Source organism: Patiriisocius marinistellae, from assembly GCF_009014635.1.
GTDB lineage: Bacteria > Bacteroidota > Bacteroidia > Flavobacteriales > Flavobacteriaceae > Patiriisocius > Patiriisocius marinistellae.
The window spans coordinates 79,538-96,690 of the sequence record NZ_BKCF01000004.1 but is presented as its reverse complement, the minus strand read 5'-3'; the positions used below and the strand labels follow the sequence as shown (position 1 = coordinate 96,690).

The 17,153-nt window shown below is 33.2% G+C and carries 15 protein-coding genes; 7 read left to right on the top strand and 8 right to left on the bottom strand.

Annotation, left to right across the window (positions count from 1 at the left end; translation table 11 throughout):
- Nucleotides 1-68 precede the first annotated feature (68 nt).
- The 7 genes from GB234_RS10790 (at nt 69) to GB234_RS10760 (ending at nt 9,206) form a co-directional block, all read left to right on the top strand.
- On the top strand, nt 69-884 hold the full coding sequence (locus GB234_RS10790; protein WP_151894580.1) for an enoyl-ACP reductase FabI: 816 nt from the start codon (nt 69-71) through the stop codon (nt 882-884).
- Between the two features lie 165 nt (nt 885-1,049).
- The gene (locus GB234_RS10785) at nt 1,050-4,241 is read left to right on the top strand and encodes a T9SS type A sorting domain-containing protein (protein WP_151894579.1); all 3,192 of its coding nucleotides are present in this window, start codon (nt 1,050-1,052) and stop codon (nt 4,239-4,241) included.
- Between the two features lie 70 nt (nt 4,242-4,311).
- Complete coding sequence (locus GB234_RS10780; RefSeq protein ID WP_151894578.1) at nt 4,312-5,313, top strand: glycosyltransferase family 2 protein; 1,002 nt, start codon at nt 4,312-4,314, stop codon at nt 5,311-5,313.
- 84 nt (nt 5,314-5,397) lie between these two features.
- Entirely contained in the window at nt 5,398-6,264 is an 867-nt protein-coding gene (locus GB234_RS10775; RefSeq protein ID WP_172966877.1) for a YbbR-like domain-containing protein, read from the top strand.
- The gene (coaE, locus tag GB234_RS10770; RefSeq protein ID WP_151894576.1) at nt 6,261-6,839 is read left to right on the top strand and encodes a dephospho-CoA kinase; all 579 of its coding nucleotides are present in this window, start codon (nt 6,261-6,263) and stop codon (nt 6,837-6,839) included. Before GB234_RS10775 ends, coaE begins: the two co-directional genes overlap by 4 nt.
- An 84-nt stretch (nt 6,840-6,923) precedes the next feature.
- The gene (locus GB234_RS10765) at nt 6,924-8,486 is read left to right on the top strand and encodes a sensor histidine kinase (RefSeq protein ID WP_151894575.1); all 1,563 of its coding nucleotides are present in this window, start codon (nt 6,924-6,926) and stop codon (nt 8,484-8,486) included.
- A gap of 3 nt (nt 8,487-8,489) precedes the next feature.
- Complete coding sequence (locus tag GB234_RS10760) at nt 8,490-9,206, top strand: response regulator transcription factor (RefSeq protein ID WP_151894574.1); 717 nt, start codon at nt 8,490-8,492, stop codon at nt 9,204-9,206.
- Between the two features lie 32 nt (nt 9,207-9,238).
- On the opposite strand, the gene miaA is transcribed toward GB234_RS10760, so the two are convergent.
- From miaA to GB234_RS10720, 8 genes are all read right to left on the bottom strand, one after another.
- Nucleotides 9,239-10,150 carry a tRNA (adenosine(37)-N6)-dimethylallyltransferase MiaA gene (miaA, locus tag GB234_RS10755; protein WP_151894573.1) on the bottom strand — a complete coding sequence of 304 codons (912 nt, stop codon included), beginning with the start codon at nt 10,148-10,150 and terminating at the stop codon, nt 9,239-9,241.
- Entirely contained in the window at nt 10,147-11,013 is an 867-nt protein-coding gene (locus tag GB234_RS10750; RefSeq protein WP_235906118.1) for an ion transporter, read from the bottom strand. The genes miaA and GB234_RS10750 overlap by 4 nt, the downstream gene beginning before the upstream one ends.
- Before the next feature lie 37 nt (nt 11,014-11,050).
- Nucleotides 11,051-12,433: an exonuclease domain-containing protein gene (locus GB234_RS10745; protein WP_151894572.1), complete on the bottom strand. Its 1,383-nt coding sequence runs from the start codon at nt 12,431-12,433 to the stop codon at nt 11,051-11,053.
- Between the two features lie 35 nt (nt 12,434-12,468).
- Entirely contained in the window at nt 12,469-13,125 is a 657-nt protein-coding gene (locus tag GB234_RS10740; RefSeq protein WP_151894571.1) for a YggS family pyridoxal phosphate-dependent enzyme, read from the bottom strand.
- 159 nt (nt 13,126-13,284) lie between these two features.
- Nucleotides 13,285-14,523 carry a DUF1015 domain-containing protein gene (locus tag GB234_RS10735; RefSeq protein ID WP_151894570.1) on the bottom strand — a complete coding sequence of 413 codons (1,239 nt, stop codon included), beginning with the start codon at nt 14,521-14,523 and terminating at the stop codon, nt 13,285-13,287.
- Nucleotides 14,524-14,537: 14 nt separating this feature from the next.
- Nucleotides 14,538-14,990, bottom strand: coding sequence for a hypothetical protein (locus tag GB234_RS10730; protein WP_151894569.1), 453 nt, complete (start codon nt 14,988-14,990; stop codon nt 14,538-14,540).
- A 115-nt stretch (nt 14,991-15,105) separates the two neighbouring features.
- A complete protein-coding gene (locus GB234_RS10725; RefSeq protein ID WP_151894568.1) occupies nt 15,106-15,993 on the bottom strand; it encodes a 3-hydroxybutyryl-CoA dehydrogenase in 888 nt (295 codons plus the stop codon).
- Nucleotides 15,994-16,028: 35 nt separating this feature from the next.
- Nucleotides 16,029-16,997, bottom strand: a complete 969-nt coding sequence (locus tag GB234_RS10720; protein ID WP_151894567.1) for a Gfo/Idh/MocA family protein — start codon at nt 16,995-16,997, stop codon at nt 16,029-16,031.
- Nucleotides 16,998-17,153 lie beyond the last annotated feature (156 nt).

Sequence of the window (17,153 nt, the reverse complement as noted above, 5' to 3'; positions counted from 1 at the left end):
AAAAGTATCTTGTATCTTTACAGGATAAACAAACAAATAACCTTACTAAATAATTTAAACCAACCACCATGTCATATAACTTACTTAAAGGAAAAAGAGGAATTATTTTTGGCGCATTAGATGCAAATTCAATCGCTTGGAAAACTGCAGAGCGTGTTCATGAAGAAGGAGGAACTTTTGTTTTAACAAATGCTCCTATTGCATTAAGAATGGGAGAGATTAAAGAGCTAGCCAAAAAAACAGGATCAGAAGTAATTCCTGCAGATGCTACTTCGATGGAGGATTTAGAAAACCTAGTTGAAAAATCTATGGAAATTCTTGGTGGTAAAATTGACTTTGTCTTACACTCTATTGGTATGTCTGTAAATGTAAGAAAGGGTAACCATTATACAAGTCAAAATTATGATTACACTCATAAAGGTTGGGATATCTCAGCTGTATCATTTCATAAAACTATGAGTGTTCTATATAATAAAGATGCAATGACAGAATGGGGAAGTATTATCGCTTTAACATATATGGCAGCACAGCGCGTATTTCCTGATTACAATGATATGGCAGATAATAAAGCATATTTAGAGTCTATTGCCAGAAGTTTTGGCTATTTCTTCGGAAAAGATAAAAAAGTACGTGTAAATACAATTTCACAATCACCCACACCCACAACTGCTGGTCAAGGAGTAAAAGGTTTTGATGGTTTTATAGCTTATGCAGAAAAAATGAGTCCACTAGGAAACGCTACTGCTGAGGACTGTGCAAATTACACAATAGCTATGTTTAGTGATTTAACTAAAAGAGTAACACTTCAAAATTTATACAATGATGGAGGTTTTTCAAATATGGGAGTGAGTGATGCTGTCATGGATACTTTTGTAGGAGAATAATTTTTATTCAATTTTAATTTAATACCCGATAGTCTATAAAGATTATCGGGTATTTTTATTTAAATCAATTTATAGTCGTCAAAACATGTCACTCGTCGAAAAACATTTTGCGAATACATTATTTTGAATACATTTAAGATATTATTAACTAATTGTAAATTTATTATGAAAAAAATTACATTTTTATGGTGCGCATTATTTTCCGTTATGGGGATAACGTATGCACAAAATTACACAACGGCTGAGCAGCTTGAAATTAACGCTGCCTCCAATCTCGGTAATTGGCAACAAAATTTTGATATTAATATTATCCAACAAAAAGTCAATAATGCGACTTATGAAAATGTAGGTAATAATGCTATAAATGGCGAGAATAATATATTGACGCCCCAAGAGAGTGACTTTTATTCAAATTATGTTTACTCACAAAACCGTAACGTACTAGCGGATTTTATTCCAACTGCAGGAGCGACTGAAACATTTAATGTTGCAACAGGAGATTTCTTTTTTGATCCGGGTGGACCAGGAGGATCTATTGATACTGATGGAGTACCTGGAAATTATCCTAATTGTAATTGTATTACAACTACGACTTTAGTTGGTGCCGATGAGGTTACTTTTAATGATTTCTATGTGTTTTCAACTTTTGATTGGTTAAGAATTTATGATGGTGCAGATAATTCAGCACCTCTTCTTTTTGAAAATGATTTAACTACAACAATAACGTATGCTGATTTTATTGCAGCAAATGGAGGATCAGCATCAATAGTATCTACAGGAGGTATGCTAACTTTTGAATTTAGATCTTCTACTGTTGTTGACCGACTTGGATATGATGTTGAAATTACAAATGGCTCCGGAGGAGGCGGTGGCGGCGCAATGGCTTGTAATCAAGAACATACAGCAGCTGGTTCTGCAGCTGGTTCTGGTGTAGGGTCTTCTCTTGATTCTGATTTCAAAACTGCTGCAGATATTACTGTAGCTGCTGGTGAAAATTTTACTATTGACGCTATAACTGCTAGTTTTTTAACGTTTGCACCAAGCGACCCTCCTGTAAATGCTACGGTTACTTATTATGAAGATGCTGCTGGTTTTCCAGGAACAATGATAGGAACTGAAACTTTAGTGCCTACTATTGTTAGTGCTATGCCTTGGGTTAACCCAGTTGCAGATGTTTATGAAACCTCTTTAGCAATTACTCCATTTACTTTTGTAGGAGATATGGCAGCTGATACAAAATACTGGATAGAGATAGCTATGGGAACTGCAACTGCTCAAGGAACAGTTTTTTGGGAAGGAACTACAGACACAACTATTCAAGGTGAGCCTGCTGTGCAGTTTGATGCAACAACAGGAAATTGGACTGTTCCTCTTAATGGGACTACAGGATTACCACAAGATAATCAAGAAGTTATATATAATTTTAGTGGTGATTGTGAAGCTATCGGTGGTGGTGGTAGCGGTGATTGCTTTATTACAGACTCTACAGCAGTACCATTTGAAATTGACCCAGGTGGAACTCAGACAGCAGATTGTGCGGTAGCACCTAACTTAGTTCCTGTAACAATAACTGAAACTGGAATTATTGGTACTGATTATGACCTACAAACTGTAACAGTAGATATTGAACATACTTTTTCTGGAGATTTAGATTTATCATTAGTAGCTCCAGATGGAACAACTCTTGATCTTGCTTTAAGTTTAGGAGGAGGAACTGATGATGCATACAACGGGACTCAATTTCAAGATGGAGGAGCTGATATTAGTGCAGCAACAGCTCCATTTGGAGTAGGCCCTTATGAAGCTACAGGAGGTGCATTTTCAGTAGCCTTTGCTGGAGTGTCAATAGCAGGTGATTGGCAGTTACAAGTTTGTGATGGTGCTGGTGGAGATACTGGACAGGTACTTCAATTTTCAATTGAATTTTGCCCACCTGGTGCTGGACCAACAAATGATGAATGTGACTTTGCAATCAATGTAGAATGTGGTGATGTTGTAACTGGAGATACTAGTGATGATACAGATAGCGGTGGAAATGCTGCTCCAGATGAATTTTTTAAATTTACTGGTGATGGTGTAGCACAGGATGTTACTATATCTTTATGTGACGGTGGTACAGCATATGACTCATTATTAAGAGTTTTTACAGATTGTACACTAACAACAGAGATTGCAAGTAATGATGATAGTTGTGGATTACAATCAGAATTAGAGTTTGAATCTGATGGGGTTTCAACTTACTATATTATGGTTGAAGGTTTTGGTTCTAATTCTGGAGCTTTTAGTTTAGCTGTGACATGTGCATCTCCAGTTGAAAATGACTTATGTGAAAACGCAATTGAAATTGATTGTGGTGCTTCTGTAACAGGGACAACTATTGCAGCAACAATCGACAATGATGTAGCAGGTGCTAACTGTGGTACGGATATTACAGCGCCAGGAGTTTGGTATGCATTTACAGACTCTAGTGGTCTTCCTGGTACAGCATTAGCTACATTATGTAATGGAACAGATTACGATAGTAAAATATCTGTATTCTCAGGAGATTGCAGTGCATTAGTTTGTATAGATGGTAATGATGATGATTGTGGATTACAATCTTCAGTTACATTCCCTACTGACGGAGCTTCAACTTATTACATTTTGGTACACGGTTTTGGTGCTAATACAGGTAACTTCACCTTAGATGTTACATGTATGCCTACACCTCCACCAAACGATATGATAGCGAACTCTATTGATGTTGATGAAATAGGTTTCCCTTACACAGACCCAGCAGTAGCTATGCCAGCAGCAACACTTGAAGCAGGTGACCCAGCAGGTTGTTCTATTAATGGTTCTGCAGGAGTTTGGTACAATTTTGTAGCAGGTGGATCAGGAACTGCAACTGCATCTATTACTTCTCCAGGAGGAGCAAGTGCTGTAATTTTCTATACAGCTCCAGATGAGAATGCTTCTGAAACTGATCTTGTACATGTTGACCAGTTTAACAACCAGTGTGTTGGAGGAACTAGCGCATCCATTAATACACTTGCAGGTCAAGCGTATTATGTATTTGTTGTAAACACTGGAGCAATTACAGATATTGTAATTGATGGAACATTACTTGGAACAAATGAAAATACAATCGAAGGATTTGCATTTTATCCTAATCCTGCAAATGACCAATTAAACGTTACTGCAAAAGATACAATTGATAGCTTAATTTTATTCAATGTATTAGGGCAAAAAGTAATTGATCAAAATGTGGGAGCAACATCTTCTCAATTAGATGTTTCTTCACTACCAACAGGTACTTATATAATGAAGGTATCGGTTAATGGTGAAATAGGTACTTACAAAGTGATTAAACAGTAATTTTTTTTCATACCTAGTGAAAGACCGTCTCAAGTAAAATTGAGGCGGTTTTTTTATGTAAATTTGTGGAATGCAACGCTATTATTCTTTCATAATCCCCGTATACAATAGACCTCAAGAAGTGCAGGAATTATTAATAAGTTTTTCTGAAATGACAACTAAAATACCTTTTGAGGTGGTCATTGTAGAGGATGGATCTACTGAGGATTCTCAGCATGTTGCTAAATTATTTGAAAGTAAATTAAATATTAATTATCATCAAAAGCATAATACTGGTCCAGGCGACTCAAGAAATATTGGGATGCAAATTGCAAACGGAAACTATTTTATTATTTTAGATTCAGATTGTATAATTCCACAAAATTATCTAGAAATTGTCAATGATTTTTTAAATGAAACATATGTTGATTGTTATGGAGGGGCTGATGCTGCTCATGATGATTTTTCACCATTACAAAAAGCAATTAATTATGTAATGACATCTCTTTTAACTACTGGAGGAATAAGAGGAAATAAAAACGCAGTTCAAAAATTTGAACCCAGAAGTTTTAATATGGGTATTTCAAAAGAAGTATTTGAAGCTACTAAAGGATTTTCAAAAATACATCCAGGTGAAGATCCAGACTTATCTCAGAGAATAGAAAAAAAAGGATTTAAAACAGCATTTATTCCTAAAGCATTTGTTTATCATAAACGCCGTATATCATGGGAGAAATTTTATATACAAGTAAATAAATTTGGTTTAGTAAGACCAATTCTTAATGTATGGCATCCTAAAGCGGCGAAGCTTACGTTTTGGCTACCCACCTTGTTTATATGTTTTGTGTTCTCATCGATTGTACTGGCTATTGTATTTCATTACTCATTAATAGGACCCTTGCTCTTTTATATATTTATAGTTTTTATAGATTCGTCTTTAAAAAATAGAAGTTTATATATTGGGCTATTAACAATACGAGCATTGTTCATTCAGTTTTTTGGCTATGGAAGGGGTTTTTTAGTTTCAACATACTATATTGGATGGCTCAAACGGGATCCCGAGAAACAGTTTCCGAAGTTATTCTTTAAATAAAATTTAGACACTATCAAATCACCATTTAGAAATACAAAAATTAAAGCATTCTTGTTCTTTTTGCTGTTGTCATCAATTTTTTGGGTGCTCACAAAATTTTCAAGGAAAGACATTTCTGAAGTGAAAGCTAATATTGAATATGTAAATGTGCCAACAGATAAATTATTAGCAAATGATAACCTATCCACTTTAACCTTTGATTTACAGTCAAATAAATTTGAAGCAATATATTATGGCACAAAAACCCCAATTATACGTGTTGATGTCGGGGCTTATTTAGTGTCATCAAAAAAGAAAGCAATTGTAGACAAGGCTACTTTAGAGCTTTTAATACTTAATCAGGTAAATAAAAACTTAACAATTCGAAATATTTCGGTTAACGAACTTGAAATCAATTTGGATGATATTGAAACTAAGAAAGTTCCTGTAAAACCAATTACATCTATAACCTTTAAAAATGGGTTTGATGGAGTGGGAGCTGCTAAAATTAACCCAGATTCTATTTTATTAAAAGGACCATTAAAATTATTGGATAGTATTTCTGAAATTTCAACCATTAAATTTAACAGAGATAATATTGACAAATCCTTAAGAGTTAAAATTCCATTAAATCCTTTAATATCAAACGATGTTTTTATGGAAGAAACTTCAATTACTTATGCTTTGAAAGTTGAAGAGTTTTCACAAAAAATTGTAACAGTACCTGTTAAACTTATTAATGCTCCGCAAAGTGGTTCGATTAAACTAATACCTAATAGGGTAGAGGTTGATTTTACTGTATCGCTTAGTTTATTTAATGAAATAAGGGCAGAAGACTTTAAAGTTATTTGTGATTATGCTAAACGAAATTCTGAAGAAAACTTTATGATTCCTGAAATTGTTACATTTCCGAAGGAAATCAAAGATGCGGAACTTACTACAAAAAAAATAGATTTTTTAATATTCAAATGAAAATTATAGGACTCACAGGAGGGATAGGTAGCGGTAAATCTACTGTTGCAAAAATGTTTAAATCTTTAAATGTCCCTATTTATATTGCTGACGATGAAGCAAAAATACTTTTAGCAAATTCAAAAGTTATTAGAAAAAAAGTTATTGCATTGTTAGGAGAAGATGCTTACACTATTGATGGTCCTAATAAGCAATTTATAGCTTCAAAAATTTTTAATAATACAACTTTATTAACGGCAATGAACGCTATTATACATCCTAAAGTTGCGAGTCATTTTAAGCGATGGGTTGCAAAACAAGATGGACCTTATTGTATAAAAGAAGCTGCAATACTTTTTGAAAATGACGGCTATAAAAAATGTGATGCAACAATTTTAGTAACTGCTCCTAAGCAAATGCGTATAGAGCGTGTGATGTTAAGAGATGGTGTTACAAAAAAACAAGTAATTGAAAGGATGAAAAACCAGTGGGAGGACGAAATTAAAATTCCCCTTGCTGATTATATTATTGAAAATATTGAGCTAAAATTGACTGAAAAATCGGTTAGAGTTCTTCACAAAAAAATAGCTGATTAATTATATTAAACAATCTTTAAATTGTTTGTGTTAACATTTGGTTAAACAGCTAAGCAGCTAAATGTTAAAATCTTACTTTTGGATATGGATAAAAAGCTTTTTGGCTTACTAATAGCATTGATGACCCTCGCCTTATTGGGGATTATTTTCGTTCAATGGTATTGGATATCAAACTCTTATCAAAGTAAAGAAAGTCAATTTGTAACAACAGTTCGTCAAGTTTTATTAGACACGGCAGACGAGATTGAACTCCGTGAAGCTGAGAAGTATTTTGAAATGTATAATGATTTGTTAAGGGAAGCTGAAAATCCAGAAAATGTAACCTTTAGTGAATTGATTTACAGAATAGGGAATGGTAAAAGTAATGATGCCCATATTTTTTCGGATGGAATCCTTGAGGAAGATTTTAAATTATCTTCAAGTTTTTTAGATACAGATGTAGATAGTATTCTCTTTAAACGAATAACTAATAAGAAAGTAAAAACAAAAATTTTAAAAGATATAGACGCAGGAAGTAACCGTGTAGAAAAAACTGAGTCGTTTAGTCGTTTAAAACCTTATGAAAGAGCTCAATTTGAAGATGCATTTTCTAATATTTCAGCAAAAATTCCTATTCATAGAAGAGTTACTGCTAATGATATTAGTACTATCATTAATGATGAGTTGACTTTGAGAGGTATAGAATCAAAATTTCAATTTGCTATTTATAGTAATGATTTAGGAACTAAAGTGAGAACTCAGCGTTTTGATTTAGATCCTGAAACTACATTTAGGGTATCTTTGTTTGATAACAAAGACTTAAATATCGGTTATCAATTATATGTAAATTTTTATGAGCAAGAGCGAGAAGTTTTTGGTTCATTAATAGGAATGACTATCTTATCATTACTGTTTACAACTGTTATATTTGTAGCTTTTTATTCAGCACTTTCACAGTTATTTAAACAACGTCAAATTTCTCAAATAAAGAATGACTTTATTAATAATATGACGCATGAATTTAAAACACCTATAGCAACAATAAATTTAGCTTTAGATGCCTTAAAAAACCCTAAAGTAAAGGCAAGTGATGAATTTACTGGTAAATATTTAAAAATGATTAGGGATGAAAATCATAGAATGCATGAACAGGTTGAAAATGTTTTAAGAATATCTAAATTAGATAAAAACGAGCTTGATTTACCTAAGGAGCGTTATGATCTACATGACATTATTGAAGATTCAATTTCTCATATAGAATTGATAGTTGATGATAGGGGTGGGTATATTAATTCTCATTTGGGAGCATTAAAAACAAATGTGCTTGTAAATGAATCTCATATTACTAATGTCATTGTAAATATATTAGACAATGCAGTGAAGTATTCTGAAGATGAGCCTAAAATTGATATTTATACCGAGAATATTAAAAATTATGTTGTTCTTAAAATAAGAGATCAAGGTATGGGGATGAGTAAAGCAGCATTAAAAAAAATATTCGAAAAATTTTATAGAGTCCCCACGGGAGATATTCACAACGTTAAAGGTCATGGACTTGGATTGTCTTACGTTAAAAGAATTCTAGATGATCATGATGCTCAAGTGAGTGTTGAAAGTGATCAAGGAAAAGGAAGCACATTTATAATTAAATTACACTTAATATCTTAATATATGGAAACTGAAAATAAAAAAATACTATTAGTAGAGGATGATCCTAATTTTGGGACAGTCTTAAAAGATTACCTAGCTATGAATGACTATAATGTTACTCATGCAAAGAACGGTATGGAAGGTTTTGAAAAATTCAAGAAAGATGATTACGATTTGTGTATTCTTGATGTAATGATGCCATATAAAGATGGTTTTACACTTGCGAAAGAAATTAGAGAAAAAAATGAGGAAGTGCCTATTATTTTCTTGACTGCAAAAGCAATGAAAGAAGATGTCTTAAAAGGTTATAAGGTAGGTGCAGATGATTACCTTAATAAACCCTTTGATAGTGAAGTGCTTTTAATGAAGATTAAAGCAATAATTCAAAGAAAAGCAACTGACTCCATTGCAGATAGCAAACAATTTGAATTTGAAGTGGGTAACTTTTTCTTAAATTCTAAATTACGTTTTTTATCATATAAAAAAGAAGACCCAGTAAAATTATCACCAAAAGAAAATGAACTATTACGTTTACTCGCCTTACATAAAAATGACTTAATGCCAAGGGAATTAGCATTGACAAAAATATGGAGAGATGATAATTATTTTACATCTCGTAGTATGGATGTTTATATTGCTAAGCTTAGAAAATATTTAAGCCTTGATGACGATGTTGAGATTATCAATATTCATGGAGAAGGTTTCCGTCTCGTTGTAAAAAGTGAAGTTGATAATTAACATTTAAAGATATAGTGTAGAAAACGCCCTTTTTAGGGCGTTTTTTCATTGATAAAATCAATTACCTTCGATATTGGTGTATCATAGTTAAACCATGAGATTTCATTGTTTTTTTTATACCAAGTACCTTGGCGTTTAGCAAATCTACGAGTGTTCTTTTTAATTTCTTCAACAGCAACTTCCTTTGTGTAAAAACCATCAAAGTATTTAAATAACTCTCTATAGCCTACAGTTTGTAACGCATTTAATTCTTTGTGTTCTTCAAGGTTTTTTGCCTCTTCTATTAAACCAGCCGTGACCATAAGGTCAACCCTACGATTTATTCGGTTATAAATTATGGGACGCTCAGCTGTGATGCCAATAAACAATGTATTAAATGCTCTGTTATTTTTATTTTTATTTAAAAAAGAAGAGTACGGTTTTCCAGAACTACGAGAAACTTCAAGTGCTCTAATAACGCGCCTAGGGTTATCAATATCTATATTGTTATAATAAGTTGAGTCAACGTCTTTAAGCTCTTTTTGTAATTTTTCAATTCCATAAGTTGAAAGCTCTTGGTTAAGAACTTCTCTTGTTTTTACATCTACCTTCGGAAATGTATCAAGCCCTTTTACAACTGCATCTACATATAATCCTGAGCCTCCTACCATTACAACAATAGAATGTTTTTGAAATAGCTCTGAAAGTTTTAACAATGCCTCCTTTTCAAAATCACCTACTGTGTACTTTTCAAAAATACTTTTATGTTGAATGAAATGATGTGGTGCTGCTGCAAGTTCTTCTGGTGATGGAACTGCAGTTCCTATTTCCATTTCTTTAAAAAATTGCCTAGAATCTGCACTTAAAATTTCAGTAGAAAAAAAATTTGCTATCTTAATTGCAAGTGCTGTTTTTCCTATTCCAGTAGCACCTACAACACAGACGAGTAGTGGCTTTTTTTTCATGTATTTATAATATCTTCAGGGTGCAAATGATTTCCGCAGCGATGACAATAATCTGCATCATCTCTATGTTTTTTAGCTCCGCAATTTCTGCAAAGTTGTGTGTTTAAATGAACATAATCAGGGTCGTTTACATCTTTTGGCTTCGTGCTTTTTACATACTCAGCACTTACTATTCCAGTAGGAACAGCAATAATGCCATAACCCATAATCATAATGATTGCTGCTATAAATTGGCCTAGTGGGGTAATGGGAGCAATATCTCCAAAACCAACAGTTGTTAGTGTAACTATACACCAGTATACACTAACTGGAATACTAACAAACCCACTTTCTTCCCCTTCAACAAGGTACATAAGTGTACCTGATATGATTGCAATAATTAAAACAGCAAATAGAAATACTAATATCTTAGGCCGACTATCCTTTAGTGCTTTTGTTAACTTATTTGCTTCTCCTATATAGCGTGTAATTTTAAGTATCCTAAATACCCTTAGCAAGCGCAGTGCACGAACGGCAAGTAATACATTTGAACCAACTAAAATAAATGAAAGATATAGTGGAATGGTAGATAGAAAATCAATGATACCATAAAAACTGAAAATATAAATTGACGGTTTTTTGACGGTAATTATTCTAGCAATATATTCAAAAGTGAAAAAGATTGTAATAACCCACTCTCCATAGTAAAGCCATTCATACAAGTAGGGTGGGAGTCCTCTTATACTTTCCACCATTACAAAAATAACACTAACTACAATGAGTACAAGCAATAGAACATCAAACAGCTTACCTAATGGAGTATCTGCTTCATAAATGATAGTGTATAGCTTATTACGCCATCCGTTATTTATCCTTTTGCCCACTTATATTGATTTATTTTTAAAAATAGTCAAGTTTACCTTATTTTACGGAGTTTGATTTTAAATTAACAATTTTAAGCACTTTATTTTTTCTCAAATAACTTTGAATGATGTGTTGAGAATCACGATTATTATCCATGGGACGAATAATTGATTTTAAGATTTCAGGATTGTTAATTTGATAATTTAAGTTATAAAATCCAAAACCTTTAAACTTTCCTTCTTCGATTAAAACCACAGAACGCTCTTCAATATCACGGCCTCTATCAATAACAAGCATATTCTTGTCAGCATAACTGTATTCATCTAGAAAATTTTGAACTCGGGTATTATATAATTCAGGCGTTTCTTCCTGTATGCAAGCTCCTTCACATTGTTTTATTTCATAATTAAAACAACTGCCTTTAGTAGTATGAAATCCTCCTAATCGTTGGCAAAGGTTGTATTTATTAATAATATTTTCAAGATTATTTTTTGCTGATTGATAATTTGAAAAAGTAGTGATAGCTTTTTTACGAGCATCTGCCTTTTCAATTTTTAAATTAATGTACCCTAATTCATCTTTAAACGAACCTAATTGATAATTAAAAACAGTTTTGCGTAAAGCTCTATTATATTTAGGTTTGTGTTTTTTTATTTCATCACTCTCCTGTAATAATGCGATAAGTTCATTTCCAGTTTTTTCAAAAGTAACTGCAGTTACGACAAGTTGTATTGCCTTTGATTTTCGGTTATCGCTAGTAAAATGCTGAGTAAGTCGTTTCTTTATGTTTTTACTTTTCCCAATATAAATAATATCTCCTTGTTCATTGTGCATATAATAAACACCAACCTCTGAAGGCGTTCCTTTTATGATCTCTAACAACTTGGTGTCAATTTGCTTTTTTGGATCTCTCTTTACAAATTGTTTGACAATATCTTTATTTGTATCTTTTACTAAGAGTATCTTAAATAGCTCAACGGTTGCTTTTGCGTCACCTTGGGCACGATGTCTGTCACTTAAAGGGATTCCTAATGACCTAACTAACTTGCCCAAACTATATGAAGGCATATCTGGAATTAATTTTTTTGCGAGCTCCACTGTACAAAGTGTTTCTTTTTCAAAATTGTAACCTAATCTATCAAACTCTGTAGTTAAAATTCGGTTATCAAATTTTGCGTTATGTGCTACAAGTACTGCGCCATCAGTAATTTCAATAATGCGTTTTGCTACCTCATAAAACTTAGGTGCGTTACGTAACATTTCACTATTAATACCAGTAAGATTGACAACAAAAGGTTGGATAGAACGTTCGGGGTTTACTAAACTTGCAAATTGGTCAACTACTTTAGTGCCGTCAAATCTATATATCGCAATTTCTGTAATACCTTCTTCATTGTATTTTCCTCCGGTGGTTTCTATGTCTAAAATTGCGTATTCCAAATGTATTTTTCCTAAATCTAAATTCTTAATTGTGTTTAATTTCGGCTTCCAAAAATAGAGCTACCTATGCGTACCATAGTGCTGCCATGTTCAATCGCAAGCTTATAATCACCGCTCATGCCCATACTCAGTGTTTTTAATGCTGAATGTTTACTTCGGAAATTTTTAAAAATCACTTTCAATCTTTCAAATTCTGAAGCTACTTGACTTTCGTCTTCTGTAAATGTAGCCATTCCCATCAATCCTACGACCGAAACATTTTTTAATTCTTTAAATTCTTCTGAAATTAATATTTCTGAAGCAAGTGAGGCTTCCATTCCAAATTTACTATCCTCTTCGGCAATTTTTATCTGCAAGAGGCAGTTAATTTTTCTATCATTTTTTAAAGCTTGTTTGTTGATTTCTTTTAACAATTTTAAACTATCCACTGCATGAATCAAACTAACAAACGGTGCCATATATTTAACCTTGTTACGTTGCACATGTCCAATCATATGCCATTCAATATCCTTAGGCATTTCTTGCCATTTAGATTCCATTTCTTGAATCTTATTCTCACCAAAAACACGTTGACCAGCTTCGTAGGCTTCCATCAAATCTTCAACAGGTTTTGTTTTTGATACTGCTACAAGTGTAACATTTTTAGGTAACTCAGTTTTATATTTTTTTATGTTTTCTGAAATTTCAGACATACGTAATATTCAATGTTTAATTAATAGTAATCAATTAAAATGGTGTTTTCTAATTGATTGCAAAATCTTAAGTTTTAATTTTTCAGATACTTCAAAACAAAATAGTTGAAATTATTGATTTCACTAAAACCTAAAAAATGATAATAATTGATGGTTATATTAAAACTCATAAATGGTCACCCCACTACGAAGTTTTGGTTCTATATATGTACTCTTAGGTGGCATTTTTAGTCCCTCATCTGCAATTTGTTTCATTTCCGAAGTAGTTACAGGAAGCATACCAAATCCAACGGCAAATTCCCCCTTATCAACGGCACTTTTAAGAAATGCTAAATCGTTTTTGCCATGCGAATATTCTAACCGAGTGTCATTTCTTACATCTTCAATTCCTAAAATGGGCTTTAAAATTGTAGCATATAATATATGAGTGTCCAGCGCATCAAGGGCATTATTTATAGTATAATAGTCCTTTCGAAGATAGAGCGAATAAAAATCGCCATCTAGATACATACTAAAATGATGCTTCTTTGAGGGTTTGTAATATTCATGTCCTCTATTTTCAATTCGGAAAATTTCATCAAGTTTTATTAAAAATTCGTCTTTCTTTAGTCCGTTTAAATCTTTTATGAGCCTATTAAACTCATATATTTTTAAATCACTTTCAGGAATCAAATAACTCATAAAAAAGTTATAAGATTCTGTTCCATTATGTTTATCATTTTCAGCCTCTGATTTCTTTGCTAGTAGATAAGATGATGAACTTCTATGGTGCCCATCTGCAATGTAAAGTGTTTTTATTTCAGCAAATATGCTGGTAATTTGAGTAACTAATTCAACATTTGCGACAGGCCACATATAGTGAGTGTCTCTGTATGTTGTTGTAAATTCATACTCTGCTCTTGTCTCCATTATTTTGGCAATAATAGAGTCTAGATCTTTATTGTCAGGGTAAGTTAGTAGTACAGGCTCTGCATTAAAACCTACGGTTTTTAAGTATTCAACAAATATAGTCTCCTTATATTCTAGTGTGTCTTCGTGTTTTTTTATAACATCATCTTCATAATCCTGAGCACTTGCAGCAGCAACAATGCCATTAAATTCAAGACCGTCGCGGTTTACTATTTTATAAATATAAAATGAGGGGGCAGTATCCTTAATAAAATACTCATCTTCTTTAAATTCTTGATACCGATTACGAACTAGTTTATAGCGTTGAGCGCCACTTGTTACTTGTTGATATTTATAACCGGGGTTGACAATGTGTAAAAAAGAAAATGGATTGTCGCGGAGTCTAGCTTCCACTTGCTCTGGTCTATAACTATCATACGACCTTGCTGCAATAAGACTCACCTTATCCCGTGTGGGGCGAACTGCTTTAAATGGAATTATTTTTGCCAAATTTTATAGTATAATTAGCTATTATTTTTTCGTTTGTATCTTTTAAGTAATCGAAGTTCTTTTTTACGAACGTGTCTTATTACATTGTTTCTGGTGCATAGGCCAGTCCAATTATCTTGTTCAAAATTATTTGTATGTACTAAATAGGTTTGTCCTAAATCAAAATTATAGCCACAAGCAGCACCATCTTGTTGTGACTTTATTTTTATAATTTTCCTTTTAGAAACACCTTTAAATTTTTTGACAATTTCAAACGTATATAAGTTGTAACGTGAAGAAAATTCATTTTTTCCATCGTCAATTCTTTCAACATTAATAACAAGTCCAATAAAAACATAGTCGCTGCTTTCAATGCTGTAAAGTACTTTCTCTTTAAATGAACCCGAAACCTCCACACAAGAACATGCAAAAGAATTCTGAAAACCAAAAATCAGTATTGCAAATAATATGTATTTTAACTGGTTCATAATTTTAATTAACTCTTGGTTTAAGTTAGTAATCGTATGTCGAAAATTAATTATTACTTTTCGAAACTAATAACTCACTTTTTACTATCGTCTAAAAGTTACTGACTATGGTTTTTTATACAAACATACTAGCAACAACTTCGGCTTTCCTGTTTTCAGAATAATCATAGAAACCTTCGCCACTTTTTGCACCTAGTTTTCCTGCCATAACCATATTAACTAATAGTGGGCAAGGAGCATATTTAGGGTTTTTAAAGCCATCATACATTACGTTCAAAATAGAAAGACAGACATCAAGACCAATAAAATCTGCAAGTGCAAGCGGCCCCATTGGGTGAGCCATTCCTAGCATCATTACGGTGTCAATTTCTTTTACTCCAGCAACTCCATTATATAATGTTTCAATAGCCTCATTAATCATAGGCATCAAAATACGGTTTGCTACAAACCCTGGGTAGTCGTTTACTTCTACAGGAACTTTACCTAGTTTTTTAGAGATTTCTTCAACTGTTTTGTATGTTTCGTCGCTAGTACTGTACCCTTTTATAATTTCAACCAATTTCATAATTGGGACTGGGTTCATAAAATGCATTCCAATCACCATTTCTGGTCTTGAAGTTACTGCCGCAATTTGTGTAATAGAAATGGATGAAGTGTTGCTTGCAAGGATTGTGTCATCTGGGCAAAACTTTTCAAGGTCTCTAAAAATCTTCAGTTTTAAATCAAGATTTTCGGTTGCTGCCTCTACCACTAAACCAGCATTTTTTACACCCGCTTCCATGTTAGTAAAAGTGGTAATGTTGCTTAACGTTTCGGCTTTGCCATCTTCTGTTATTTTTTCTTTCGCTACCATGCGGTCAAGGTTTTTAGAAATGGTGGCCATTCCCTTATCAAGCGACGCTTGCGAAATATCAATCAATTGTACTTTATATCCTTTTTGTGCAAACGTGTGGGCAATACCGTTACCCATTGTTCCAGCACCTATTACTGCTACATTTTTCATATTCATTCCCCACAAATGCGGGTGTCTTTAAATTATTATATTTCTTTAAAATTTTCAATCACTTGCATTGCTACTCTCAGTGCATCTGCACCTTGTGATAATGATACCTCAGGAGTCGTGTCATTTGCAATAGCTTGGGCAAAACTATCAAGTTCGTCGAGAATTGCATTATTGCCTGCCACCTCAGGATTATCAAAGTAAATTTGTTTTTTCACACCTTCGGCATTGGTGAGTACCATTGCAAAATCGTCTGGATTTTTAGGAGCATCTTTCATCTTCACCACTTCACATTTTTTCTCTAAAAAATCGACCGATATATATGCATCTTTTTGAAAGAAACGCGCCTTACGCATTTTCTTCATCGAGATTCTACTCGCCGTTAAATTTGCCACACAGCCATTTTCAAACTCAATACGCGCGTTTGCTATATCTGGCGTGTCGCTAATTACAGATACGCCACTCGCATGCACATTTTTCACCTTACTTTTAACAACGCTTAAAATGGCATCAATATCATGTATCATCAAGTCTAAAACTACAGAAACATCTGTGCCTCGAGGATTGAAGTCTGATAATCTATGCGCTTCAATAAACATAGGATTTTCAATCATATGATTCACCGCCATAAACGCAGGGTTAAAACGTTCTACTTGCCCCACTTGTCCACGTACACCGTGCTTTTTAGCTAAGTCTCTAATGGTATCAGCTTCGGTTACCGTGTTCGTTATAGGTTTTTCTATAAAAAGGTGTTTACCAGCTTTGATAACTTTTTCGGCACACGCAAAGTGATGAATAGTGGGTGTAACAACATCAACCATATCGCAGGCATCAATAAGTGCCTCCATGGATGAAAAACTTTTATAGCCCAGCTCAGCTTCTAGAGCTTTTGCTGCCTCTTGATTTGCATCATAAAAACCCACTAATTCATAATTTGTGGATTGCTTTAATAACTTTAAATGAATTTTACCTAAGTGTCCAGCACCCAAGACTCCTGCTTTTAACATGCGCTCGTGTTTTCTACAAATGTACGAGAATGATAGGGAGTTTAAAAGGGTGATTTAATAGAAATATTGTTAACTTAAAATGGATGAATAATTATAATTATAAAGATTAATGTGTTTTCTTTTTTCTAAAATTTTAACGGCGGGAATGATGGGTGT